Source organism: Streptomyces sp. NPDC047049 (assembly GCF_040643995.1).
In the GTDB taxonomy this organism is placed as follows: Bacteria; Actinomycetota; Actinomycetes; order Streptomycetales; family Streptomycetaceae; genus Streptomyces; species Streptomyces mooreae.
Genome location: NZ_JBEYVM010000011.1, coordinates 192,251 through 215,822 on the forward strand (window position 1 = coordinate 192,251; position 23,572 = coordinate 215,822).

Annotated in this window: 24 protein-coding genes; 19 read left to right on the plus strand and 5 right to left on the minus strand. The window is 72.6% G+C overall.

Going from position 1 to position 23,572, the window contains the following annotated elements:
- Positions 1-87: 87 nt before the first annotated feature.
- On the plus strand, positions 88-555 hold the full coding sequence (gene rplQ, locus ABZ851_RS24170; protein WP_088798397.1) for a 50S ribosomal protein L17: 468 nt from the start codon (positions 88-90) through the stop codon (positions 553-555).
- A gap of 158 nt (positions 556-713) precedes the next feature.
- On the plus strand, positions 714-1,577 hold the full coding sequence (truA, locus tag ABZ851_RS24175; RefSeq protein WP_093492411.1) for a tRNA pseudouridine(38-40) synthase TruA: 864 nt from the start codon (positions 714-716) through the stop codon (positions 1,575-1,577).
- Between the two features lie 79 nt (positions 1,578-1,656).
- Here the strand turns inward: truA and ABZ851_RS24180 are convergent, their stop codons facing one another.
- Entirely contained in the window at positions 1,657-2,529 is an 873-nt protein-coding gene (locus tag ABZ851_RS24180) for a hypothetical protein (protein WP_361131103.1), read from the minus strand.
- 56 nt (positions 2,530-2,585) lie between these two features.
- Here ABZ851_RS24180 and ABZ851_RS24185 point away from each other — a divergent pair, with 56 nt between their 5' ends.
- The 4 genes from ABZ851_RS24185 to glmM all read left to right on the plus strand — a co-directional run bounded on the left by ABZ851_RS24185 (position 2,586) and on the right by glmM (position 7,086).
- The gene (locus ABZ851_RS24185) at positions 2,586-4,220 is read left to right on the plus strand and encodes an ATP-binding cassette domain-containing protein (RefSeq protein WP_361131106.1); all 1,635 of its coding nucleotides are present in this window, start codon (positions 2,586-2,588) and stop codon (positions 4,218-4,220) included.
- A 364-nt stretch (positions 4,221-4,584) separates the two neighbouring features.
- Positions 4,585-5,028: a 50S ribosomal protein L13 gene (gene rplM, locus ABZ851_RS24190; RefSeq protein WP_006604900.1), complete on the plus strand. Its 444-nt coding sequence runs from the start codon at positions 4,585-4,587 to the stop codon at positions 5,026-5,028.
- Between the two features lie 43 nt (positions 5,029-5,071).
- Positions 5,072-5,584, plus strand: coding sequence for a 30S ribosomal protein S9 (gene rpsI / locus ABZ851_RS24195; RefSeq protein WP_018090882.1), 513 nt, complete (start codon positions 5,072-5,074; stop codon positions 5,582-5,584).
- 143 nt (positions 5,585-5,727) lie between these two features.
- Entirely contained in the window at positions 5,728-7,086 is a 1,359-nt protein-coding gene (glmM, locus tag ABZ851_RS24200) for a phosphoglucosamine mutase (protein WP_361131111.1), read from the plus strand.
- A gap of 88 nt (positions 7,087-7,174) precedes the next feature.
- Here glmM and ABZ851_RS24205 read toward each other — a convergent pair whose 3' ends face one another.
- Positions 7,175-8,113 (minus strand): DUF389 domain-containing protein, encoded by a 939-nt coding sequence (locus tag ABZ851_RS24205; RefSeq protein ID WP_361131114.1) that lies wholly within the window; start codon positions 8,111-8,113, stop codon positions 7,175-7,177.
- 13 nt (positions 8,114-8,126) lie between these two features.
- Positions 8,127-9,110 carry a type I pantothenate kinase gene (gene coaA / locus ABZ851_RS24210; RefSeq protein ID WP_361131117.1) on the minus strand — a complete coding sequence of 328 codons (984 nt, stop codon included), beginning with the start codon at positions 9,108-9,110 and terminating at the stop codon, positions 8,127-8,129.
- Positions 9,111-9,437: 327 nt separating this feature from the next.
- On the opposite strand from coaA, the gene ABZ851_RS24215 reads away from it, so the two are divergent.
- From ABZ851_RS24215 to ABZ851_RS24255, 9 genes are all read left to right on the plus strand, one after another.
- Positions 9,438-9,608 (plus strand): hypothetical protein, encoded by a 171-nt coding sequence (locus ABZ851_RS24215; protein WP_361131120.1) that lies wholly within the window; start codon positions 9,438-9,440, stop codon positions 9,606-9,608.
- Between the two features lie 162 nt (positions 9,609-9,770).
- Positions 9,771-11,618: a glutamine--fructose-6-phosphate transaminase (isomerizing) gene (gene glmS, locus ABZ851_RS24220; RefSeq protein ID WP_361131123.1), complete on the plus strand. Its 1,848-nt coding sequence runs from the start codon at positions 9,771-9,773 to the stop codon at positions 11,616-11,618.
- Positions 11,615-11,983, plus strand: a complete 369-nt coding sequence (locus ABZ851_RS24225; RefSeq protein ID WP_088798389.1) for a holo-ACP synthase — start codon at positions 11,615-11,617, stop codon at positions 11,981-11,983. Before glmS ends, ABZ851_RS24225 begins: the two co-directional genes overlap by 4 nt.
- A gap of 151 nt (positions 11,984-12,134) precedes the next feature.
- Positions 12,135-13,559: an NAD(P)H-hydrate dehydratase gene (locus ABZ851_RS24230; protein WP_361131126.1), complete on the plus strand. Its 1,425-nt coding sequence runs from the start codon at positions 12,135-12,137 to the stop codon at positions 13,557-13,559.
- A 234-nt stretch (positions 13,560-13,793) separates the two neighbouring features.
- Positions 13,794-14,636: a L,D-transpeptidase family protein gene (locus tag ABZ851_RS24235; RefSeq protein ID WP_361131129.1), complete on the plus strand. Its 843-nt coding sequence runs from the start codon at positions 13,794-13,796 to the stop codon at positions 14,634-14,636.
- Between the two features lie 59 nt (positions 14,637-14,695).
- Entirely contained in the window at positions 14,696-15,883 is a 1,188-nt protein-coding gene (alr, locus tag ABZ851_RS24240; protein ID WP_361131132.1) for an alanine racemase, read from the plus strand.
- The gene (locus ABZ851_RS24245; protein ID WP_336049336.1) at positions 15,880-17,214 is read left to right on the plus strand and encodes an alpha/beta hydrolase; all 1,335 of its coding nucleotides are present in this window, start codon (positions 15,880-15,882) and stop codon (positions 17,212-17,214) included. The genes alr and ABZ851_RS24245 overlap by 4 nt, the downstream gene beginning before the upstream one ends.
- A 149-nt stretch (positions 17,215-17,363) precedes the next feature.
- The gene (tsaE, locus tag ABZ851_RS24250; RefSeq protein WP_361131135.1) at positions 17,364-17,900 is read left to right on the plus strand and encodes a tRNA (adenosine(37)-N6)-threonylcarbamoyltransferase complex ATPase subunit type 1 TsaE; all 537 of its coding nucleotides are present in this window, start codon (positions 17,364-17,366) and stop codon (positions 17,898-17,900) included.
- A 220-nt stretch (positions 17,901-18,120) separates the two neighbouring features.
- Positions 18,121-18,390 (plus strand): hypothetical protein, encoded by a 270-nt coding sequence (locus ABZ851_RS24255; protein ID WP_336049338.1) that lies wholly within the window; start codon positions 18,121-18,123, stop codon positions 18,388-18,390.
- Positions 18,391-18,439: 49 nt separating this feature from the next.
- Here ABZ851_RS24255 and ABZ851_RS24260 read toward each other — a convergent pair whose 3' ends face one another.
- Complete coding sequence (locus ABZ851_RS24260) at positions 18,440-19,009, minus strand: hypothetical protein (RefSeq protein WP_361131139.1); 570 nt, start codon at positions 19,007-19,009, stop codon at positions 18,440-18,442.
- Between the two features lie 140 nt (positions 19,010-19,149).
- Between ABZ851_RS24260 and tsaB the strand changes: the two genes are divergently transcribed.
- From tsaB to ABZ851_RS24280, 4 genes are all read left to right on the plus strand, one after another.
- Positions 19,150-19,809 (plus strand): tRNA (adenosine(37)-N6)-threonylcarbamoyltransferase complex dimerization subunit type 1 TsaB, encoded by a 660-nt coding sequence (tsaB, locus tag ABZ851_RS24265; RefSeq protein ID WP_361131142.1) that lies wholly within the window; start codon positions 19,150-19,152, stop codon positions 19,807-19,809.
- A 122-nt stretch (positions 19,810-19,931) separates the two neighbouring features.
- Positions 19,932-20,432, plus strand: a complete 501-nt coding sequence (gene rimI, locus ABZ851_RS24270) for a ribosomal protein S18-alanine N-acetyltransferase (RefSeq protein WP_088802129.1) — start codon at positions 19,932-19,934, stop codon at positions 20,430-20,432.
- A 5-nt stretch (positions 20,433-20,437) separates the two neighbouring features.
- On the plus strand, positions 20,438-21,574 hold the full coding sequence (gene tsaD / locus ABZ851_RS24275) for a tRNA (adenosine(37)-N6)-threonylcarbamoyltransferase complex transferase subunit TsaD (RefSeq protein ID WP_361131145.1): 1,137 nt from the start codon (positions 20,438-20,440) through the stop codon (positions 21,572-21,574).
- Between the two features lie 135 nt (positions 21,575-21,709).
- On the plus strand, positions 21,710-22,075 hold the full coding sequence (locus ABZ851_RS24280; RefSeq protein ID WP_088798379.1) for a hypothetical protein: 366 nt from the start codon (positions 21,710-21,712) through the stop codon (positions 22,073-22,075).
- A gap of 52 nt (positions 22,076-22,127) precedes the next feature.
- On the opposite strand, the gene ABZ851_RS24285 is transcribed toward ABZ851_RS24280, so the two are convergent.
- Positions 22,128-23,375 carry a class I SAM-dependent methyltransferase gene (locus ABZ851_RS24285; protein ID WP_361131148.1) on the minus strand — a complete coding sequence of 416 codons (1,248 nt, stop codon included), beginning with the start codon at positions 23,373-23,375 and terminating at the stop codon, positions 22,128-22,130.
- Positions 23,376-23,572 lie beyond the last annotated feature (197 nt).

Here is a 23,572-nt window from a genome sequence, read left to right on the forward strand (position 1 = left end):
CGCTCCCGGTCTCTGACGGACAACCGTCTGCTCAGATACTGACCCCGGTACCTGATACGGCCGGGGCAGACATCAAGGAGATACACCATGCCGAAGCCCGCCAAGGGTGCCCGTCTGGGCGGCAGCGCTGCGCACGAGCGTCTGATGCTGCGCAACCTGGCCACCTCGCTCTTCGAGCACGGCCGCATCACCACGACCGAGGCCAAGGCCCGTCGTCTGCGTCCGTACGCGGAGCGTCTGGTGACCAAGGCGAAGAAGGGCGACCTTCACAACCGCCGTCAGGTCATGCAGCTGATCTCGGACAAGAGCGTCGTGCACACGCTCTTCACGGAGATCGCCCCGCGGTTCGAGAACCGCCCGGGTGGCTACACCCGTATCACCAAGATCGGTAACCGCCGTGGCGACAACGCGCCCATGGCCGTCATCGAGCTGGTGGAGGCGCTGACCGTGGCCCAGCAGGCCACCGGTGAGGCCGAGGCCGCGACGAAGCGTGCGGCCAAGGACGCGGAGGCGGCCCCGGCTGCCGAGGCGACCGAGGAGTCGAAGGACGCCTGAGTCCTGACCGACGTGTGAGCGGGTCCGCCCTTCGGGGCGGGCCCGCTTTCGCATGCGCGGGCGGGCCGTGGCGGGGGCGGACCGCCGTGCCCGGGGCGTGGTGCCCGGGGAGGGCCCGTGCGGAACAGCTGCCCGTGGCGTGAGGGAGGATTGCTGTCGTGAGTGACGAAGTGGAGCCCGGGTTCGTCCGGGTGCGGATGGACCTTTCCTACGACGGAAAGGACTTCTCCGGGTGGGCGAAGCAGGCCGGTGGCCGGCGGACCGTGCAGGGGGAGATCGAGGACGCGCTGCGGACCGTGACCCGGTCCGGGCAGACGTATGAGCTCACCGTGGCCGGGCGGACGGACGCGGGGGTGCATGCGCGCGGGCAGGTGGCGCACGTGGACCTGCCCGCGGCGGTGTGGGCCGAGCATCAGGACAAGCTGCTGCGGCGGCTGGCCGGGCGGCTGCCCAAGGACGTGCGGGTGTGGCGGCTGGCCGAGGCGCCGTACGGGTTCAACGCGCGGTTCTCGGCGATCTGGCGGCGGTATGCGTACCGGGTGACCGATCACCACGGGGGCGTGGACCCGCTGCTGCGCGGCCATGTGCTGTGGCACGACTGGGAGCTGGACGTCGAGGCGATGAACGAGGCCTCGCGGCCGCTGCTGGGGGAGCACGACTTCGCGGCGTACTGCAAGCGGCGGGAGGGCGCGACGACGATCCGTACGCTGCAGGAGCTGAGCTGGTCGCGCGGGGCGGACGGGATCATCACCGCGACCGTGCGGGCGGACGCCTTCTGCCACAACATGGTGCGGTCGCTGGTGGGGGCGATGCTGTTCGTCGGCGACGGGCACCGGCCGGTGGAGTGGCCGGGGAAGGTGCTGGCTGCCGGGGTACGGGACTCCGCCGTCCATGTCGTACGGCCGCACGGGCTGACGCTGGAGGAGGTCGGCTATCCGGCCGACGAGCTGCTGATGGCGCGCAACCAGGAGGCGCGGAACAAGCGGACGCTGCCCGGGGGCGGCGGGGGCGGCTGCTGCTGAGCGGTGTCCGTTAGGCCTTGCGGTGCCCCGTGGAGCATGCGGTGGCGCCGCCGGGAAGGGCGGGCGCCACCGGACGCGGTCAGGACTTTCCGGCCTTCTTCTGGGCGTCCTTGAGCTGCTGTTCGGCAGCCTTGGCGGCCTGGTCCTTGCCGCGCTGGGTGATCTGGCTGAACGCGTAGGCGCCGCCGTCCCGGGCGATCTGGCGGGCCTTGGTCTCCGCGGCGGTGACGTCCTTGCCGTTGAGGTAGCCGGCGATCGTGAAGTAGGCGTAGCGGCCGGTGGCGTTCGTCGCCATCCGGCACTTCGTGCCCTGGCAGAAGTCCGAGGGGACCCCGCCGCCGGGCAGCGGCATGAGGTTGGCCTTGTTCTCGTTCATGACCTTGGCGGCCTGGGCCGGGGAGTCGAAGACCGCGATGCCGAGGGTGACCGCGACGCCGCCCCTGGCGTAGGTGGCGCGCAGCAGCTGCTTGCAGCCGTTGTGGGACAGCGAGGAGACCAGCGGCCCCTGGGCGGCGGCGGTGCAGTCCTTGGTGGTGGCGGTCTTGGTGCGCGGGTAGGTGTGCGCGCCGACGACCATGCTCTTCTGCGCGAAGAGGGTGGCCGGGGTGAGCGGCGCCTTGTCCTTCTTCGGGTCGGAGATGTAGTCCCGCGGGTTGGGCGGGGGCGGCACGGAGACGTCGGGGAAGGACGGCTGGGCGTCCGGCGCCGCGGCCTGGTCGGACGCCGTGGGCGACGCCGTCGGGTTGCCGCCCGGTGTGCCGCTGCCGCCGGATATGACGGCGAAGGTGACGATGCCGGCCACCGCGAGGGCCGCCAGCGCTCCGCCGCCGATCCACAGCAGGCGTTTGCGGCGGGCCTGTGCCTCGCTCTCCTCGGCGAGTGCACCCCAGTCCGGAGTGGACGACGAAGAACCCCCGGGGCCGTCGAACGGCCCCCCTTGCCCAAAGCTCATGCCGCGCATCCTAATGGGGTTGGTGGAACGCCCGGAGGCCGGTCACAATCCCGCTCATGGGACATCTTGAGGCCGGACATCTGGAGTACTACCTGCCGGACGGGAGGGTCCTGCTGGGAGACGTGTCCTTCCGGGTGGGGGAGGGCGCGTCGGTGGCGCTGGTGGGGGCCAACGGCGCCGGGAAGACGACGCTGCTGCGGCTGATCTCGGGGGAGCTCCAGCCGCACGGCGGGGCGGTGACGGTCAGCGGCGGGCTGGGCGTGATGCCGCAGTTCGTGGGCTCCGTACGGGACGAGCGCACGGTGCGCGACCTGCTGGTATCCGTGGCGCAGCCGCGGATCAGGGCGGCGGCAGCGGCGGTGGACGCCGCCGAGCTGGCGATGATGAGTGCCGAGGGCGACGACGAGGCCGCGCAGATGGCCTATGCCCAGGCGCTCAGCGACTGGGCCGAGGCGCGCGGCTACGAGGCCGAGACGGCCTGGGACATCTGCACGACGGCGGCCCTGGGGATGCCGTACGAGAAGGCGCAGTGGCGGCAGGTGCGCACGCTGTCCGGGGGCGAGCAGAAGCGGCTGGTGCTGGAGTCGCTGCTGCGCGGCACGGACGAGGTGCTGCTGCTGGACGAGCCGGACAACTATCTGGACGTGCCCGGCAAGCGCTGGCTGGAGGAACAGCTCCGGCAGACCCGTAAGACGGTGCTGTTCGTCTCGCACGACCGGGAGCTGCTGGCGCGGGCCGCGGAGAAGATCGTCAGCGTCGAGCCGGGCCCCGCGGGCTCCGACGTCTGGGTGCACGGCGGCGGCTTCGACACGTACCACGAGGCGCGCAAGGAGCGCTTCGCCCGCTTCGAGGAGCTGCGGCGGCGCTGGGACGAGAAGCATGCGCAGCTCAAGAAGCTGGTGGTCTCGCTGCGCCAGGCGGCCTCGGTCAGCCACGAGCTGGCCTCGCGCTATGCGGCGGCGCAGACCCGGCTGAAGAAGTTCGAGGAGGCCGGGCCGCCGCCGGAGCCGCCGCGCGAGCAGGACATCACCATGCGGCTGCGCGGCGGGCGCACCGGGGTACGGGCGCTCACCTGCGAGGGGCTGGAGCTGACCGGCCTCATGAAGCCGTTCTCCCTGGAGATCTTCTACGGCGAGCGGGTCGCGGTCCTCGGCTCCAACGGGTCGGGCAAGTCCCACTTCCTGCGGCTGCTGGCCGGGGACGAGCAGAACCCCGTCCCGCACACCGGCAGCTGGAAGCTGGGCGCCCGCGTCGTCCCGGGCCACTTCGCGCAGACCCACGCCCACCCCGAGCTGATGGGCCGCACCCTGCTCGACATCCTGTGGACCGAGCACGCCAAGAACAAGGGGCAGGCCATGTCGGCGCTGCGCCGCTATGAGCTGGAGCAGCAGGCCGAGCAGCGCTTCGAACGGCTCTCCGGCGGCCAGCAGGCGCGCTTCCAGATCCTGCTGCTGGAGCTGTCCGGCACGACCGCGCTGCTGCTCGACGAGCCGACGGACAACCTGGACCTGGAGTCGGCCGAGGCGCTGCAGGAGGGGCTGGAGGCGTACGAGGGGACGGTGGTGGCGGTGACCCACGACCGGTGGTTCGCGCGGTCCTTCGACCGGTTCCTGGTGTTCGGCTCGGACGGGCTGGTACGGGAGACGGCGGAGCCGGTGTGGGACGAGCGGCGGGTGGTGCGCGAGCGGTAGGCCTGGCCTGCGGCGTTGCCGGGGTGCCGGGGTCGGGGTGGGCACCGGGGCGTGGGGCAGTCACTACGCACGGTGACAGGGGTGGCGGTGGAGGCCGGTGCCGCGCGCCGGTCCGGGGGGCGTTTTGACCCCACCGGGGCCGGGCCGGTATTCTGCCTGTTCGTTATGCGTATTGGCTTGCTCTATCTCACGTGAGGGGGCCCTTACGCGGTCCACCGGGCCGATGACCAGCGACGGACGATCGGGTTGCGTCACCCGTAGCGCCGCTCCTGCTGGTGTGATCGGCAGCGGTGACCAGTACAGGACCCGTCCCCGAGGCCCAGGCCCTGGGGATATCCCACCTCTGAAGAAGCGAAGGCTAACCGTGCGTACGTTCAGCCCCAAGCCCGGCGATGTCCAGCGCCAGTGGCACATCATTGACGCGCAGGACGTTGTCCTCGGCCGTCTGGCCACCCAGGCCGCGTCCCTCCTGCGGGGTAAGCACAAGCCCGTCTACGCGCCGCACGTTGACATGGGTGACTTCGTCATCATCGTCAACGCCGACAAGGTGCACCTGTCCGGCAACAAGCGGACCCAGAAGATGGCCTACCGCCACTCGGGCTTCCCGGGCGGTCTGCGCTCCGTCCGCTACGACGAGCTGCTCGACAAGAACCCCGAGAAGGCCGTCGAGAAGGCCATCAAGGGCATGCTCCCCAAGAACACCCTCGGCCGTCAGATGCTCTCGAAGCTGAAGGTCTACGCGGGCGCCGAGCACCCGCACGCTGCGCAGCAGCCGGTCCCGTTCGAGATCACCCAGGTCGCGCAGTAGTTCCGGCCACCCCCTAAGACGACAGAGAATTCTGAGGAGCATCGTGGCCGAGACCACTCCCGAGACCGTCATCGAGAACGACGACGCCGTCGAGGAATACACCACTGAGACCGAGGTCGTGGAGTCGGAGTACACCTCCGAGTCCCTCGCCTCCCGCTTCGGCGACCCGCAGCCGGCTGCCGGCCTGGGCCGTCGCAAGAACGCCATTGCCCGCGTCCGGATCGTTCCGGGCACCGGCCAGTGGAAGATCAACGGTCGCACCCTTGAGGGCTACTTCCCCAACAAGGTGCACCAGCAGGAAGTCAACGAGCCCTTCAAGGTGCTCGAGCTCGACAACCGCTACGACGTGGTGGCCCGCATCTCCGGCGGCGGCATCTCCGGCCAGGCCGGTGCGCTGCGCCTGGGCGTGGCCCGTGCGCTGAACGAGGCGGACGTCGACAACAACCGCGGCGCGCTGAAGAAGGCCGGGTTCCTCAAGCGTGACGACCGTGCGGTCGAGCGCAAGAAGGCCGGTCTGAAGAAGGCCCGTAAGGCGCCGCAGTACAGCAAGCGCTAATCCGCGCTCGCTGCGACATGCAGCACTTGGCGAACGCCCCGGTGGCACGGATCCGTGCTGCCGGGGCGTTCGGCTATCCAGGACCCGGGGCGTATACCTGGACTTAATGCTCTGGTCCAAGCTCATCTACTCGGAGGACACCAGTGGGACGACTCTTCGGCACGGACGGTGTGCGCGGCGTCGCCAATGCGGATCTGACGGCGGAGCTGGCGCTCGGTCTGTCGGTCGCTGCGGCGCATGTGCTCGCGGAGGCGGGCACGTTCGAGGGTCACCGGCCGGTGGCGGTGGTCGGCCGCGATCCACGCGCGTCCGGGGAGTTCCTGGAGGCCGCGGTCGTCGCGGGCCTGGCCAGCGCCGGTGTGGACGTGCTGCGGGTGGGGGTGCTCCCGACCCCGGCGGTCGCCTATCTGACCGGCTCGCTCGGTGCGGACCTCGGTGTGATGCTCTCCGCCAGCCACAACCCGATGCCCGACAACGGCATCAAGTTCTTCGCCCGCGGCGGCCACAAGCTCGCCGACGAACTGGAGGACCGGATCGAGAAAACCTACCGCGCCCACAGCTCCGGAGAGCCCTGGGAGCGGCCGACCGGCGCCGGGGTGGGCCGGGTCACCGTCTATGACGAGGGCTTCGACAACTACGTCGCGCACCTCGTCGGTGTGCTGCCCAACCGCCTGGACGGGCTGAAGATCGTCATCGACGGTGCTCACGGTGCGGCGGCGCGGGTCTCGCCCGAGGCCTTCGCGCGGGCCGGCGCCGAGGTCATCACGATCGGCACCGACCCCGACGGCCTGAACATCAACGAAGGCTGTGGCTCCACCCACCTCCAGCTGCTGCGGGCGGCCGTCGTCGAGCACGGCGCCGACCTGGGTGTCGCCCACGACGGCGACGCGGACCGCTGCCTGGCCGTGGACCGCGAGGGCAACGAGGTCGACGGCGACCAGATCCTGGCCGTGCTGGCGCTCGGGATGCGCGAGGCGGGGATGCTGCGCAAGAACACCGTCGTCGCCACCGTGATGTCCAACCTGGGCTTCAAGCTGGCCATGGAGCGCGAGGGCATCGACCTCGTCCAGACCGCGGTCGGCGACCGCTACGTCCTGGAGGAGATGAAGGCGCACGGCTTCGCGCTGGGCGGCGAGCAGTCCGGGCACGTGATCGTTTTGGACCATGCGACGACCGGCGACGGCACGCTGACCGGCCTGATGCTGGGGGCCCGGGCCGCCGCGACCGGCCGGCCGCTGGCCGACCTGGTGGGCGTCATGGAGCGGCTGCCGCAGATCCTCATCAACGTCCCCGATGTCGACAAGTCGCGGGTGACGACCTCCCCCGAGCTGACCGCGGCGGTCGCCGAGGCGGAGCGGGAGCTGGGCGCCACCGGGCGGGTGCTGCTGCGGTCGTCCGGCACGGAGCCGCTGGTGCGGGTGATGGTGGAGGCCGCGGACATCGAGCAGGCGCGGTCGGTGGCCGAGCGGCTGGCCGATGCGGTCAAGTCGGCGCTGGGCTAGCCCGGCCCCCGGTCCTGGCATGGCGAAGGCCCCGGTCCCCGTACGGGACCGGGGCCTTCGCCATGGGAGCGGGTCCGCGGCGCGGTGGCTAGCCGGCCTGCGGACCCGTGTCGTGCCGGGCCCACAGGAGCTTCTGCGTGACCAGCGTGAGGGTGCCGGCGATCACGATGCCCGCCAGGTTCAGCCCGAGCTGGGTGGAGGAGCCCCATGTCTGCGCGTAGTCGCCGTAGGTGAAGGCGACCGCGGCGTTGGCAGCGGCGGGGACGGTGGTCACGGAGATCGCCACGCCCACCAGAGCACCGGACTTCGCCGAGGTCAGCGAGAGGGTGCCGGCGACACCGGCGAGGAAGGCCACCACGAACGACATCCAGTCCGGCTGCCAGATGAACGACGTGTTGGGCCGGGGGCCCTCGACCTGGTGCTCCGTGAACAGTCCCACCGCGTCCATGAAGTAGCTGAAACCGCAGGTCAGCACCATCGCCACGACGAAGCCGACGACCAGTGCCACCAGCGAGCGCCAGGCCAGCAGCGGGGCGCGCCGCACCAGGGCCGTGGAGATGCCGGCCAGTGGGCCGAACTCGGGGCCGACCGCCATCGCGCCGACGATCAGAATGGCGTTGTCCAGCACCACACCACAGGCCGCGATCATCGTCGCGAGGGCCAGGAACGCCAGATAGGTCGCGGAGAGCGTGGACTCCTCGTGGGTGGCGTCGGCCAGCGACTCCCACAGCACGGCGTCCGCGCCCTCGCCGGGTGCCTCGTCCTCCGCCCGGTCGGCCCGTCGGGACAGCGACAGGTCGATGTTCTCGATCGCGATCGACCCGGTGGTGTCGAGGCCCATCTCCCGCAGCCGGACCAGCAGTCCGTCACCGGCCTCCCGGGCGACATCGCACATCACCACGTCGCCCCGCGGGTCGCGGGCCGCCCCGCTCAGCACCACCAGATGGGTCACCCCGACGGTCGTCTCCAGCAGCCGGAGCACGTCGTCCGTGCGGCTGTCGGGGACGATCAGGCGTAGATGCAGCACGGTGTGCGCCTCCCTAGAGCTTGCGCAACGACAGCCGCTGCACCTTGTGGTCAGGTCCTTTGCGCAGCACCAGGTTGGCGCGCCCGCGGGTCGGGGCCACGTTCTGCTGCAGGTTGGGCTTGTTGACGGTGCGCCAGATCATCCGGGCGTAGTCGAGCGCTTCGTCCTCGGAGACCTGGGTGTACTTGCGGAAGTACGAGAACGGGTTCTGGAAGGCCGTCTCGCGCAGTTTGCGGAAGCGGCCGAGGTACCACTTCTCGATGTCCTCGGTGCGGGCGTCGACGTAGACGGAGAAGTCGAAGAAGTCGGCGAGCCCGAGGCGGGTGCGGCCGTCCTTGCCGGGCAGCGCCGGCTGCAGGACGTTCAGGCCCTCGACGATGAGGATGTCCGGGCGGTGCACGGTCAGCCGCTCGCCGGGCACGATGTCGTAGATGAGGTGGGAGTAGACGGGCGCGGTGGCCTCGGCCTTGCCGGACTTCACATCCGCGACGAAGCGGGTCAGCGCCCGCCGGTCGTACGACTCGGGGAAACCCTTACGGGACATCAGGCCGCGGCGGTGCAGCTCGGCGTTGGGAAACAGGAAGCCGTCGGTGGTGACCAGCTCGACCCGCGGATGCTCGGGCCAGCGGGCCAGCAGCGCCTGCAGCAGCCGGGCGGTGGTGGACTTCCCGACCGCCACGCTGCCCGCGACCCCGATGACGAACGGGGTGCCGGGCTGGGGGCCGCCGCCCACATCGCCGAGGAAGGTGTTCAGCGCGCCGCGCAGATTGCTGGTGGCGCCGACATAGAGGTTGAGGAGCCGGGACAGCGGGAGGTAGACGTCGCGCACCTCGTCGAGGTCGATGACATCGCCCAGGCCCCGCAGCCGTTCGACCTCGTCGGCCGTCAGGGGCAGGGGGGTCTTCTCCCGCAGGGCGCTCCACTGTGCGCGCGTCAGGTCGACGTACGGAGAGCTGTCGGCGCGGCGTCGTTGCTGCGGATCGGTCGTCAGGGGCACGCGCCCATTGTGCGCAGCCGTCACCCGCCGCTCCTATCGGGGTGTCCGGCGGGGCACCCGGAGATGAACGGCCGGTGCACACCGGAGGCCGGTCTTGTGGACATCGGGGCGGGCTTGCGGCTTCTCTTCCCGGGTGTCTGTACCCGAGGGTTTTTGCCCGGTACGGTCGGCAGCGGGGAGAGGCCCGGCTTCGGGCCGAGGACGCTTTTGGGGGTACGTGTGGGAGCGCGTAGGGCCGGCCTGCTGGGACAGTGGCCGTGGGGGAGGACCACAAGCGCGACCGGGGGCCGGGCGGGGGATGCCGCCCCGGACGGATTCGCCGCGCGGGTGTACGCCGAGCTGGCGGAGGAGCTGCCGGACGAGGACCTGGGGGAAGATTTAGGGGACTTCCTGGAGCGCCACGAGCCGGGCAGCGAGCTCGGGGCGGACGCGGAGGCGGACGAGGAGTTCCTGGAGACGGTGCGGGAGGCGCACGCCCGGATAGCGCGGGGGTTCTGAGGGCGCCCCTCATTGTCTCGCCGTCGTGTCGTCATCGCGCGGCATTCCAGAACCGACCGGGGGCCGGCGTGCGTCGGCTCCCTGAAGGCCGGGATTTCCGATCGGTGACTCGCCGGTACATGCCGCGGCCGGTCGCTCAGGGCCCCGGCGTACCCTGCCCCCATGTGCGGAATCGTGGGTTATGTGGGCGGGCAGAGCGCCCTTGACGTCGTCCTGGCCGGTTTGAAGCGGCTGGAGTACCGCGGCTATGACTCGGCGGGTATCGCCGTGCTGGCCGATGGCGGGCTGGCAGCGGCCAAGAAGGCCGGCAAACTCGCCAATCTGGAGAAGGAGCTGGCCGACCGTCCGCTGCCGGCCGGCTCGACCGGTATCGGGCACACCCGGTGGGCCACCCATGGCGGGCCCACCGACGAGAACGCCCATCCCCATATGGACAACGCCGGCCGGGTCTCCGTCGTGCACAACGGCATCATCGAGAACTTCGCCGGGCTGCGCGCGGAACTCACCGACCGCGGGCACGAGTTGGCGTCCGAGACGGACACCGAGGTCGTGGCGCATCTGCTGGCCGAGGCCTACTCGTCCTGCGGGGAGCTGGCCGAGGCGATGCGGCAGGTCTGCCGGCAGCTGGAGGGTGCGTTCACGCTGGTCGCGGTGCATGCCGACGAGCCGGACGTGGTGGTCGGGGCACGCCGTAACTCGCCGCTGGTGGTGGGCGTCGGGGACGGGGAGGCCTTCCTCGCGTCGGATGTGGCGGCGTTCATCGCGCACACCCGGGAGGCGATCGAGCTGGGGCAGGACCAGGTGGTGGAGCTGCGCCGGGAAGCGGTGACGGTCACCGGGTTCGACGGGGCGCCCGCCGAGGTGCGCGAGTACCACATCGACTGGGACGCCTCGGCCGCCGAGAAGGGCGGCTATGACTACTTCATGCTCAAGGAGATCGCCGAGCAGCCGAAGGCCGTCGCCGACACGCTGCTGGGGCGGATCGACGCCTCGGGCGTGCTGTCCCTGGACGAGGTGCGGATCCCGCCCGCCGTGCTGCGAGAGGTCGACAAGGTCGTCATCGTGGCCTGCGGGACGGCGTACCACGCGGGAATGATCGCCAAGTACGCCATCGAGCACTGGACGCGCATCCCGTGCGAGACGGAGCTGGCGAGCGAATTCCGCTACCGCGACCCGATCCTGGACCGGCGGACGCTGGTCATCGCGATCAGCCAGTCCGGCGAGACCATGGACACCCTGATGGCGCTGCGCCATGCGCGCGAGCAGGGCGCGAAGGTGCTCGCCATCTGCAACACGAACGGTTCGACCATCCCGCGGGAGTCGGACGCGGTGCTGTACACGCACGCCGGACCCGAGGTCGCGGTGGCGTCGACCAAGGCGTTCCTGACGCAGCTGGTGGCCTGTTACCTGGTGGCGCTGTACGTCGCGCAGGTGCGGGGCACGAAGTGGGGCGACGAGATCCGGGACGTGGTGCGCGAACTGGCGGCCATCGGCACCCAGGTCGAGCGGGTGCTCGGCACGATGGAGCCGGTCCGGGAGCTGGCCCGCAGCCTCGCCGACAAGAACACCGTGCTGTTCCTCGGCCGGCATGTGGGCTATCCGGTGGCGCTGGAGGGCGCGCTCAAGCTCAAGGAACTCGCGTATATGCACGCGGAGGGCTTCGCGGCCGGGGAGCTCAAGCACGGGCCGATCGCGTTGATCGAGGACGATGTGCCGGTGGTCGTCGTGGTGCCGTCGCCGCGCGGGCGGTCCGTGCTCCACGACAAGATCGTGTCGAACATCCAGGAGATCCGGGCCCGGGGGGCGCGGACGATCGTGATCGCGGAGGAGGGGGACGAGACGGTGGTGCCCTACGCCGATCACCTCGTGCGGATTCCGCGGACACCGGTGCTGCTGCAGCCGCTGGTCTCCACGGTCCCGCTGCAGGTGTTCGCCTGCGAGCTGGCCACCGCCCGCGGCAACGAGGTCGACCAGCCGCGCAACCTCGCCAAGTCGGTGACGGTCGAGTGATCATCGGGGTCGGGATCGATGTCGCCGAGATCGAGCGCTTCGGCGAGGCGCTGGAGCGTACGCCGGAGCTGGCGCAGCGGCTGTTCCTCGGCGAGGAGCTGATACTGCCCAGCGGTGAGCGCCGCGGCATCGCCTCGCTGGCGGCCCGGTTCGCCGCCAAGGAGGCACTGGCCAAGGCGCTCGGGGCACCGGGCGGGCTGCACTGGAGCGACGCCGAGGTGTACGTCGAGGACAGCGGCCGGCCGCGGTTGCGGGTACGGGGCACCGTCGAGGCCCGGGCGAAGGAGCTCGGGGTCCGGTCGTGGCATGTGTCGCTGAGCCATGACGCGGGGGTCGCCTCCGCCGTGGTGATCGCTGAGGGATGAGGACCGCCGCGGCGCCCGCCCCCGTTCGCCGGTGGGCGGGCGCCGTCCTTGCGGGAGGGAGCCGCGAGGCGGGCGGGACTTTGCGGACAGGTCCCGGGGCCCGCGGGAGAAATGCCGCATACCCCGTGGGCGAGGGGTGAGACTTGTCGGCATGAGGACTGCCTACAGCGTGGAGACCGTGCGGGCCGCGGAGCGAGAGCTCATGGCCCGGTTGCCCGAAGGGGCCCTGATGCAGCGGGCGGCGGCCGGACTGGCCACGGCCTGCGCGCAGTTGCTGGGGCGGGTGTACGGAGCCCGGGTGGTGCTGCTGGTGGGCAGCGGCGACAACGGCGGGGACGCGCTGTACGCCGGTGCCCGGCTGGCGCGCCGGGGGGCCGGGGTGGCGGCGGTGCTGCTCTCGCCCGAAAAGGCGCACCGGGGCGGGCTGGCCGCGCTGCGGGCCGCCGGGGGGCGCGTCTCGGCCGACGCCCGGCGGGACATCGCACGGGCCGCGCTGGTCGTGGACGGGATCGTCGGGATCGGCGGACGGGGCGGGCTGCGCCCGGAGGCCGCCCAACTCGCCCGGGAGGCATGGGAGTCGGCGCCGGTGGTGGCGGTGGACCTGCCCAGCGGAGTGGACGCGGACAGCGGTGAGGTCGCCGGGGACGCCGTACGGGCCGACGCCACGGTGACCTTCGGCGCGTACAAACCCGGGCTGCTGATCGATCCGGCGCACGAGCGGGCGGGCGCGCTGCGGCTGGTGGACATCGGGCTCCCCCTGCCGCACGAGGCCGACGTCGAGGCCTTGCAGCACGCGGACGTGGCCCGACTGCTGCCGCGCCCGGCGCCCGAGAGCGACAAGTACCGGCGCGGCGTGGTCGGGGTGGTCGCCGGGTCCGCGCGGTATCCGGGGGCGGCGGTGCTCGCGGTGGCGGGCGCGTTGCGGGGCGGCGCGGGGGCGGTGCGCTATGTCGGGCCGGCCGCCGAGGCGGTGCTGGCGCACTTCCCGGAGACGCTGGTGCATGCCGGGCCGCCGGACAAGGCGGGCCGGGTGCAGTCGTGGGTGATCGGTCCCGGCATCGGCGAGGAGTCGGACGCGCTGGAGGACGTGCTGGCGGCGGAGGTACCGGTGCTGGTGGACGCGGACGGGCTGCGGTTCCTGACGCCGCGCCGGGTCGCCGAGCGCCCGGCCCCGACCCTGCTGACGCCGCACGCGGGGGAGGCCGCCGCGCTGCTCGGGCGCGGGCGCGAGGAGGTCGAGGCGGCCCGGCTGGCCTCCGCACGGGAGCTGGCGGCGCGCTACGGCGCCACGGTGCTGCTCAAGGGCTCGACGACGCTGGTGGCGGAGGCGGCCGGGCCGGTACGGGTCAACCCCACGGGCAGCAGCTGGCTGGCGACGGCCGGGAGCGGGGACGTGCTGTCGGGGCTGACGGGTTCGCTGCTCGCCGCGGGACTCACGGCGCGGGACGCGGGATCGGGCGGTGCGTATCTGCACGGGCTGGCGGCCCGCCGGGCGGCCGGGCCGGACGGCGCCCCGATCCTCGCCTCGGAGGTAGCGGACCATCTGGCGGCGTCCTGGCGGGATGTGACGGGCTGACAGCAACAGAGCAACAGCCATGGCGACAGCGACCGCAACAGCTACGGCCGGCGACGGACCAGACGGCCGGCGGCCGATGACGGGTCGTCCGCGGACGACGGACCGGCGGCGGACGACCGGCCGACGGCACGCAACGGACCGGCGTTACGCCCCGCGGGGGAATGGGGCGGGCACCAGGGCGAACCTGACGTCCGGCGGGCCGAACGGCCGCGGCGCCACGGCATGCGTGAGGGCATGAAACGCACTCTTCCGGCGCTGCTGGTCTGCGCCTCGTTGCTCGTTGTCGCCGGGCCGCCCGCGGTGGCCGTGGCACCGTCGCCCACCGTGGCCGTGCGGCAGGAGTCCGCGAAGGCCGTGACGCAGCCGTCCGTCGCCTACGGGCCGTCCGACCTGGTCCCCGGTGTCCCGCGCACGGTGCGGGAGCCGGGGCGGCAACTGCACATCGAGTACGTGCCGCGGTCCGAGGCGCAGCGCCCCGGCACCCGGGCGTTGCGCTGCAGTGCCGCCACCGGGCCCTACCAGCGGCAGACGGAGCGCTATCTGGGGCGCGAGGTGGACGGGCGGCAGAGCGCGGGGGACTGCCGGGCGATCCGGCGGTTCCAGCAGACGCACCGGATCGCGCCGGCGACCGGCTTCGCGGGGCCGGTCACCGGTGCGATGGTGCGGGTGATGCGGGCCAGGAAGGACCCCAACCGGGCCGGTCACTGTCCCGACCGGGCCGAGCGGACCGTGTGCGTCGATCTGAACCGGCAGCTGATGTGGGTGCAGCAGGACGGGCGCGTGATCCTCGACCCGGTGGCGATCCGCTCCGGTGCGCCGACGATGGAGACCCGTACCGGTACGTACCGGATCTATCTGCGGCACCGCCGGCACATTTCCAACCTGTACGGCACCTCGATGCCGTACGCCCAGTTCTTCGACCGCGGGGAGGCGCTGCACGGCGTCTACGAGGACATCTTCTCCGGGGCCGGCTCGCACGGCTGCGTCAACCTCACCATGACGGACGCGCGCAGGGCCTGGGACGTGCTCGACAAGGGCGACATCGTGCACGTCTGGGGGCGGAAACCCGGCGTGTGAGCACGGTTTTCCCGCCCGTCCCCCGGGGCTGCGCAATGTCGCCTGCGACACTGAGGGGGATGAACGAGACAGTGAAGCGTGCCCGTGCCGCCATCGACGTCGCCGCCGTGCGGTCGAACGTCCGTGCGCTGCGGGCCCGTGCACCCCGGGCAGAGCTGATGGCCGTGGTCAAGTCCGACGGCTACGGGCACGGGGCGGTGCGCTGCGCGCGCGCCGCCCGGGAGGCCGGTGCGGGCTGGCTGGGCACGGCGCTGCCCGAGGAGGCGTTCGCGCTGCGGGCGGCCGGTGACACCGGGCGTCTGCTGTGCTGGCTGTGGACGCCCGGCGGCCCCTGGCGGCAGGCGATCGAGCAGGACATCGACGTCGCGGTGAGCGGGCTGTGGGCGCTCGACGAGGTGCGGGCGGCGGCGCGGGCCTGCGGCCGCACCGCCCGCGTCCAGCTCAAGGTCGACACCGGTCTCGGCCGCAACGGCTGCACGCCCGCCGACTGGCCGGAACTGACCGCCGCGGCCCGCGCCGCCGAGGCCGAGGGCACGGTGGCCGTCACCGGTGTCTGGTCGCACTTCGCCTGCGCCGATGAGCCCGGACACCCCTCGATCGCCGCCCAGCTGGACGTCTTCCACGCGGCGCTGAAGACCGCCGAGACGGCCGGGCTGCGCCCCGAGGTGCGGCATATCGCCAACACCCCGGCGCTGCTGACGCTGCCCGAGGCGCACTTCGACCTGGTCCGCACCGGCATCGGCATCTACGGCCTCTCGCCCAGCCCCGAGGTCGGCACCTCCCAGGACTTCGGACTGCGGCCGGCGATGACCCTGGAGGCCTCGCTCGCGTCGGTCAAGCGCGTCCCGGGCGGCCACGGCGTGTCGTACGGGCACCACTACACGACGCCCGGCGAGACCACCCTGGCGCTGGTCCCGCTCGGCTACGCCGACGGCATCCCGCGGCATGCCTCCGGCGTCGGCCCCGTGCTGGTCGCAGGCGCGCGGCGGACGGTCGCCGGGCGGGTCGCGATGGACCAGTTCGTGGTCGACCTGGGCGCCGAGCACGCCGAGCCGGGCGATCCGGCCGTGCTGTTCGGCCCCGGGGACCGCGGGGAGCCGACCGCCGAGGACTGGGCCCGGGTGGCCGGAACCATCGGGTATGAGATCGTCACCCGGATCGGATCCCGGGTGCCGCGCGTCTATGTGGACAGCGGCACGGGGAGCGAAGCCGAAGGAGACAGCGCGCTCACGGGGGGTACGGCATGACCGAGGGACAGGAAGCCGCCGCGCAGGCGGTCGAGACCGCGGCCGAAGTGGCCGGCAACTGGGCGAAGGCCGGCCGGCACGCCGGTGTCGCCGGCGCCGCGATCGGCGTGGTCGCGGCGGGCGCCGCGGCCGGTGTGGCGATAGAGCGGCTGACGGTCGGCCGCGGGATGCGGCGCCGCGCCCGGCTCGCACTGGACGCCGCGGGCCCGTACGGCACGCTGCGCGGCACCCCGGGCGCCGCGATCGCCGAGGACGGCACCGAGCTGTATTACGAGGTCGACGAGCCGGGCCCGCCGGAGAAGGACGACGCGGCGGACAAGGGCGCGGTGAACGGCAAGCACGCCAAGCACGGCAAGAACGACCGGTCCGCCAAGCCGGTACGCGGCAAGGAGGCCCGCGCCGCGCAGGAGGCCCACGGCGGGCTGCGCAAGCGGCTGACGGCGGCACTGGGACGGCGCTCGCAGGCCCCCACGGTCGTCTTCAGCCACGGCTACTGCCTGAGCCAGGACTCCTGGCACTTCCAGCGCTCCGCGCTGCGCGGCACGGTGCGCACCGTCCACTGGGACCAGCGCAGCCACGGCCGCTCCTCGCGCGGCCACGGCCAGATCGACGGCACGGAACCGGTCACCATCGACCTGCTGGGCCGGGACCTGAAGGCGGTGCTGGACGCCGCGGTCCCCGAGGGGCCGATCGTGCTGGTCGGGCACTCCATGGGCGGGATGACGGTGATGGCGCTGGCCGACCAGTTCCCCGAGTACGTCGCGCAGCGGGTGGTCGGGGTGGCCCTGATCGGCACCTCGGCGGGCCGGCTCAGCGAGGTCGGCTTCGGACTGCCGTCCATGGGCGTCAAGGCCTTCCACTGGCTCGCGCCGGGCGTCCTCAAGGCACTGGGCTGGCAGCGCGAGATCGTCGAGCGCGGGCGGCGGGCCACCGCCGACCTCTTCGCGGGGCTGATCAAGCGCTACTCGTTCGGGACGCCGGAGAAGGTGGACCCGGGCATCGCCCGCTTCGGCGAGCGGCTGATCGAGGCGACCCCGATCGATGTGGTCGCCGAGTTCTTCCCGGCGTTCGCGGTGCACGACAAGACCGAGGCGCTGGTGGCGTACGACGCGGTGCCCGCGCTGGTGCTCGCCGGGGAGAGCGATCTGATCACCCCCGCCGACCACAGCCGGACGATCGCCGAGGTGCTGCCCGACGCGGAGCTGGTGTGCGTCCCCGGCGCCGGACACCTGGTGATGCTGGAGCGGCCCGAGCTGGTCAATGAACATCTGGTGTCGCTGGTGGAACGCGCGAGCGCGGCGGCCCGCAGCTCACGGCACGCTCGCGCCTGAGCCCGTAGGGGTGTCGACGGGGACGGGGCTGCCGCCCCGGAGGGGCGCCGTTGAGGGGTGGTGGTCGGGAGAGGACAGGGGCTGCCGCCCCGGAGGGGTGTCATCGGGGGGTGGCGGTCGGGCGACGGGCGGGACGTACCATTTGCGGCATGAGCACCACCGGAGCGATTGCGCATGTCACCGTCAAGTCCCCCGACCAGATGCAGGAGTTGGGCCGCCGGCTGGCCCCGCTGCTGCGCCCCGGCGACCTGGTACTGCTCACCGGTGAGCTGGGCGCCGGCAAGACGACGCTGACCCGTGGCCTGGGCGAGGGGCTGGGCGTCCGCGGCGCCGTGACCTCGCCCACCTTCGTCATCGCCCGGGTGCACCCCTCGCTGACCGGCGGCCCCGCGCTGGTGCACGTCGACGCGTACCGGCTCGGCGGCGGACTGGACGAGATGGAGGACCTGGACCTCGATGTCTCGCTGCCGGAGTCGGTGGTGGTCGTGGAGTGGGGCGACGGCAAGGTCGAGGAGCTTTCCGAGGACCGGCTGCACGTGGTCATCGGGCGTGCCGTGGGTGCGGAGGCGCCCGGTGGTGCGGGCGGGCATCCCGAGGACGACGTGGACGATGTGCGCGAGGTGACGGTCACCGGCCTCGGCGCTCGCTGGGCGGACGCCGGCCTGCTCGCGCTGGAGACCTGCTGACGGCCGTCCCGTGGCCGGCCGGCGGCGGTGGCGGTCCCCTCGGCGACGGACCGGCGGACACCGATCCGGACAACACCGCCCGGTAGTTTCCGACAAGCCGTCGGTAAGATGTTGCGTACCTGGTACCGGCCGTGGTGACATGGGAGGAGACCCCAGTTAGGTCAGCCTAAGTAGCGAGCCTAGCTTCTGTCGCTCGTCCCAGGAGCCCCGGGAGGCGTCCATGTCGGCCCACCAGCCCTCCACCACGCCCGAAGGGCGCGGGGGCACCCCCGTCGCGGCGGCCGCGTGCGCCGCGCGCGAGACGCCGACCATGAACGAACTGCTGGCGGCCGGTGCCGCGGCCAGCGCCGTCTCCACACCCCCCGACGCCGCCGGGGAAGCCCGCCGGGACAAGCCCGCGGAGCCGTCCGGCGCGCCGGAAGCGGAAGCGGAGGACGAGGACCAGGACGGGCCCCGGGCCGCGTCCACCCCGGGCCGCGACGCGGCGTAGCCCGTAGGGGCGAATGCGGCGGCCCGCGGAAGCGGCCGGGGCCGCGCGGTCAGGAGACCACGACGACCTTGGTGCCGTGCAGGGCGAAGTCCCACATCGCCTTGCCGTCGGCCCGCGACTCACGGATGCCGCCGGTCCGCTTCTCCGAGCCCGGGTCGGGCATGGAGCCGTCGACGGCCGCGCTGAAGCCGATGGTGACGCCTTCCACGCTCGCGAACCGCACCACATGCTCGATCGCGATGCCGTCCGAGCCCGTGACGCTCACCGAACGCGAGCCGACGGCGTACGCGCCCAGCGGCGGGCTGACCGTGCTCGGCGTGACCGGGTACGTACGCACCGCCTTGCCGTCCGCGCCGACCAGCCAGACCCGCTTGGCGTCCAGCGCATAGACGATCCGCCGGCCCTTGCCGGACGCCGGCGGGACCGGGGCCGCGGCCGGGGCCTTGTCCTTCTTGCCGCTGCGCTCCGGCGGGCTCTTGGGCGCGCTGTGGCGGGGGTCCTTGCGGGTCTGGGTGAGGGTGTCCGGAGCGGACGCCGCCGCCTGGTAGCCGAGCACACCGACCACGACCACGGCGGCCGTGGTCAGCGCGGTGACGATCGTGCTGCTCTTAGCGGGCACCGCTGTGCACCTTTCCTCCCTCTCCCTGCCCGGTGGCGGGGAGCCCCGGACCTGGGAATGCCGGGCTGCTTGCTGCTGGGCTACGGGGGCGACGGTAGCACCGCGACAGGTACCTCCGGCCGAGCCGTAGTCTTAAGGACGTGCTGCTGCTAGCTCTTGACACCGCCACCCCCGCCGTCACCGTCGCGCTCCACGACGGCACCCGGGTCCTCGCCGAGTCCCGCCAGGTGGATGCGCGCCGCCACGGCGAGCTGCTGCTGCCCGCCGTCGACCGGGTGCTGGCCGAGGCGGGGCAGAAGCTCGACGCCGTCAGCGACATCGTGGTCGGCGTGGGCCCGGGCCCGTACACCGGCCTGCGGGTCGGCCTGGTGACCGCCGCGACCTTCGGGGCGGCCCTCGGCGTCCCCGTCCACGGCCTGTGCTCCCTGGACGGCCTCGCCTATGCCTCCGGGCTCACCGAGCCCTTCGTCGTGGCCACCGACGCCCGCCGCAAGGAGGTGTACTGGGCGCGCTACGCGGATGCCCGTACCCCTCTCACCGAGCCCGCCGTCGACCGCCCCGCGGACATCGCCGACCAGGTGGCCGGCGTCCCCGCCGTGGGCGCGGGCGCGGTGCTCTACGACACGGTCTTCACCGGTCTGCGGCGCGAGGCCCCCGAGCACCAGTCCGCCGGGGCGCTCGCCGCGCTGGCCGCGGAGAGGCTGGCCGCGGGCGAGGAGCTGCCGCCCCCGCGGCCGCTGTACCTGCGCCGCCCGGACGCCCAGGTGCCCGCCAATTACAAGGTGGTCACTCCCCGGTGACCACCCGCCCGTCGCCCGACCTTCCCCAAGCTCTCAACTCCGTTCGAGCAGGGGAGCCCCCAATCCCCGCGGCGCCCCCGCCGCCCGGCGGGGGCGCCGAGCCCGGCGCGGTGCTGCGTGAGATGCGCTGGTGGGACATCGCGCCGGTGCTGGAGCTGGAACGGGAGCTCTTTCCTGAGGACGCCTGGTCGCCGGGCATGTTCTGGTCCGAGCTGGCCCATGCGCGCGGCCCGTACGCCACCCGCCGCTACCTCGTCGCCGAACTGGAGGTGCCGCGGCCGGACGGCGGGCGGGAGAGCCGGCTGGTGGGCTACGGCGGGCTGGCCGCCGTCGACGGCACCGGCGACATCCAGACCATCGCCACCGCCCGCGAGATGTGGGGCACCGGCCTCGGCGCCCGGCTGCTGACCGAACTCCTCGGTGCCGCGACGGACTTCGAATGCCACGAGGTGCTGCTGGAGGTGCGGGTCGACAATGTGCGCGCCCAGCGCCTCTACGAGCGCTTCGGCTTCGAGCCGATCGGTTTCCGCCGCGGCTACTACCAGCCCGGCAACGTCGACGCCCTGGTCATGCGGCGCACCACCCAGACCTCCTCCGAAGCACCCTCCGTACAAGGAACTTGACACTCATGGCTGACTCACGCGGCGGACCGCTCGTCCTCGGCATCGAGACCTCCTGCGACGAGACCGGTGTCGGCATCGTCCACGGCCACACCCTCCTCGCCGACGCGGTCGCCTCCAGCGTCGACGAGCACGCCCGCTACGGCGGTGTGGTGCCGGAGGTGGCCTCGCGCGCCCACCTGGAGGCGATGGTCCCCACCATCCAGCGCGCGCTGAAGGAAGCCGGGGTCGCGGCCTCTGACCTGGACGGGATCGCGGTCACCGCGGGACCCGGCCTGGCCGGTGCGCTGCTGGTCGGCGTCTCGGCCGCCAAGGCGTACGCCTACGCCCTCGGCAAGCCGCTCTACGGCGTCAACCACCTCGCCTCGCACATCTGCGTCGACCAGCTGGAGCACGGCCCGCTGCCCGAGCCCACGATGGCCCTGCTGGTGTCCGGCGGCCACTCCTCCCTCCTGCTCGCCCCGGACATCACCTCCGACGTACGGCCGCTGGGCTCGACGATCGACGACGCGGCGGGCGAGGCCTTCGACAAGATCGCGCGGGTGCTGAACCTCGGCTTCCCCGGCGGCCCGGTCATCGACCGCTACGCCCGCGAGGGCAACCCCGACGCGATCCGCTTCCCGCGCGGACTGACCGGCTCGCGCGATCCGGTCTACGACTTCTCCTTCTCCGGTCTGAAGACGGCCGTGGCCCGCTGGATCGAGGCCAAGCGGGCGGCCGGCGAGGAGGTGCCGGTGGCGGATGTCTCGGCGTCCTTCCAGGAGGCCGTGGTGGACGTGCTGACCCGTAAGGCCGTCCGGGCCTGCAAGGACAACGGCGTGGACCACCTGATGATCGGCGGCGGGGTCGCGGCCAACTCCCGGCTGCGGGCGATGGCCGAGAGCCGCTGCGAGGACGCCGGGATCACCCTGCGGGTGCCGCGGCCCAAGCTGTGCACCGACAACGGCGCGATGGTCGCCGCCCTGGGCGCCGAGATGGTGGCCCGGGGCCGGTCCGCCTCCGCCTGGGACCTCTCCGCCGACTCGTCCCTGCCGGTCACCGAACCGCATGTGCCCGGGGAGACCGACGAGGAGCCGTCCGCCGCCGCGCACCACCACGACCACGATCACGTCCACGAGATGAGCAAGCACAACCTCTACTCCTGAGGCGCTGCTCCGCTTCCGGGCGAGGACTCGTTTTGTCGTGTCGCGAGTCCTCGCCGCCGCCCCCGGCCCGTGCCGGGGCCAGAGGTCTTACCCTGGCAGGCAGCACCGGGCGCGCACGTGGGGAGGCGGCAGGCTGTGGACTGGTTCTGGTGGGTCTTCATCTTCTTCATGGCGGGCGGCTTCGCGAAGGTCGCCGACACCGCCCGCACGGCGCTGCGCACGCGGCACGAACGCAAGATGGAGCGGCTGGAGACCGCCCGTCAGGAACGGCAGGAGCTGGCCGCCGCGCAGCAGCCGCCGCAGCCGGTGTGCGGCTGCACCCACCACCTCGCCAAGCATGACAAAAAGGGCAAGTGTCATGAGCTGGTGGAGGTCGCGGTCGCCTGGGACGCCGACCACAAGCCGGTGCAGTACGAGGCGGGCCAGTGCACCTGCCAGCAGTACATCGGCCCGCAGCCGCTCTCCCAGATCTACGCCGAGGACCTCACCGACCTGGCGTGAGCGCCGGCACCGACCTGGGTGAGCGCCGGCACCGGCCTGGCCTGAGCGCCGGTCAGGAGGCCTCCGCCGCCGGGTGCCCCAGCAGCATCATGGGGGCGCCGGCGACCCGGGTCAGGAAGATCGTGCAGGAGTTGCGGCCCCCGCCGAGCTTCAGCTTCCTGCGCAGCTCCTCCGGCTCCACCGCCGAGCCACGCTTCTTGATCACCGCGATGCCGACCTCGCGCTCCCGCAGCAGCGCCTTGAGCCTCTTCACATGGAACGGCAGCACATCGGTGATCGCGTAGGCGGTCGCGTACGGCGTCTCGGCCTGCCGGTCCGCGGTCAGGTAGGCGATCGTCGGATCGATCAGCCGCCCGCCGATCTGCTGGGCGACATCCGCGACCAGATGGGCGCGGATCACCGCCCCGTCCGGCTCGTACAACCAGTCCCCGACCGGCCCCGGCTCGGGGTCCGGCAGCCCCGCGCCCAGCAGCGAGTCCCCGGCCGGCAGCAGCGTGGCCCGGCGGCCGCCGGGTGTGATGCGGCCGGCGCCGTCCTGCGCCGCGTCTTCCGCCCTGTCCTCCGCCGCGTCCTCTGCCGTGCCGAACCACACCACGGCTTCTTTGACGTCGCCCCCGTCCGAGATCCACTCCGTCTCGGCGTCCTCGGGCAGCGCCTCGTGCGGCACCCCCGGCGCGATCTTCAACGCCGCGACCGGTGCCTTACGGGCCGCCTCGATCGCCCATGACAGGGGCGGCGAGTACGCCTCGGGGTCGAAGATCCGGCCGCCCCTGGCCTTGCTGCGCCGCGCCGGGTCGACGAACACCGCGTCGTACCCGCCGGTGTCCACGTCCGTGACATCCGCACACCGCACCTCGATCAGCTCCGCGAGCCCCAGCGCCTCGGCGTTGGCCCGCGCCGCCGCACAGGCCAGCGGGTCGCGGTCGACGGCCAGCACCCGGATCCCGGCCCGGGCCAGCGCGATCGCGTCGCCGCCGATACCGCAGCACAGGTCCGCCAGCGTCCGCACGCCCAGCGCCGCGAGCCGGGCCGCCCGGTGGGCGGCGACCGTGGCCCGGGTGGACTGCTCCACGCCGTTCGGCGTGAAGTACATCCGGCCCGCGTCCGCCCCGAACTTCGCTGCCGCGCGCTGCCGTAGCTGGGCTTGGCCCAGCGCTGCGGAGACCAGCGGCGCGGGGTACGTGCGCCGCAGCCGGGTGGCTGCCGCCAGCTCGTCCGACGGGGTGTGGTCCCGCAGCTCGGCCAGCAAGGCTTGCCCCTCCGGGGCGAGGAGGCCGACGAAAGCGTCTAGGTCGTTCACGGTGCCATTGTCTCCCCCGCGTTTTTGTCTTTCCCGCCGTGGGGGTTGCTCGCCGTTTTTCGCCCGCTGCGCGGTGCGCCCGCCGTTTCGCCTGGCGGCGGGCGGGTCCGCTGCGCGGGGCTGTGGGTGCGGTGACGGGCCTCCGGGGCCTGGTGTGTGGACTGCTTCGCTTTACGTCCACACACCAGGCCCCTCCG

Bases quoted from the DNA above. Each gene is read 5' to 3' on its own strand.
- ABZ851_RS24180 (WP_361131103.1), bottom strand. From the start codon at position 2,529: ATGAGCTTTGGGCAAGGGGGGCCGTTCGACGGCCCCGGGGGTTCTTCG.
- ABZ851_RS24245 (WP_336049336.1), top strand. From the start codon at position 15,880: ATGACCGAGGGACAGGAAGCCGCCGCGCAGGCGGTCGAGACCGCGGCC.
- tsaE (WP_361131135.1), top strand. From the start codon at position 17,364: ATGAGCACCACCGGAGCGATTGCGCATGTCACCGTCAAGTCCCCCGAC.
- ABZ851_RS24235 (WP_361131129.1), top strand. From the start codon at position 13,794: ATGAAACGCACTCTTCCGGCGCTGCTGGTCTGCGCCTCGTTGCTCGTT.
- glmS (WP_361131123.1), top strand. From the start codon at position 9,771: ATGTGCGGAATCGTGGGTTATGTGGGCGGGCAGAGCGCCCTTGACGTC.
- ABZ851_RS24185 (WP_361131106.1), top strand. From the start codon at position 2,586: ATGGGACATCTTGAGGCCGGACATCTGGAGTACTACCTGCCGGACGGG.
- ABZ851_RS24255 (WP_336049338.1), top strand. From the start codon at position 18,121: ATGTCGGCCCACCAGCCCTCCACCACGCCCGAAGGGCGCGGGGGCACC.
- rimI (WP_088802129.1), top strand. From the start codon at position 19,932: ATGCGCTGGTGGGACATCGCGCCGGTGCTGGAGCTGGAACGGGAGCTC.
- alr (WP_361131132.1), top strand. From the start codon at position 14,696: ATGAACGAGACAGTGAAGCGTGCCCGTGCCGCCATCGACGTCGCCGCC.
- rplQ (WP_088798397.1), top strand. From the start codon at position 88: ATGCCGAAGCCCGCCAAGGGTGCCCGTCTGGGCGGCAGCGCTGCGCAC.
- ABZ851_RS24230 (WP_361131126.1), top strand. From the start codon at position 12,135: ATGAGGACTGCCTACAGCGTGGAGACCGTGCGGGCCGCGGAGCGAGAG.
- tsaD (WP_361131145.1), top strand. From the start codon at position 20,438: ATGGCTGACTCACGCGGCGGACCGCTCGTCCTCGGCATCGAGACCTCC.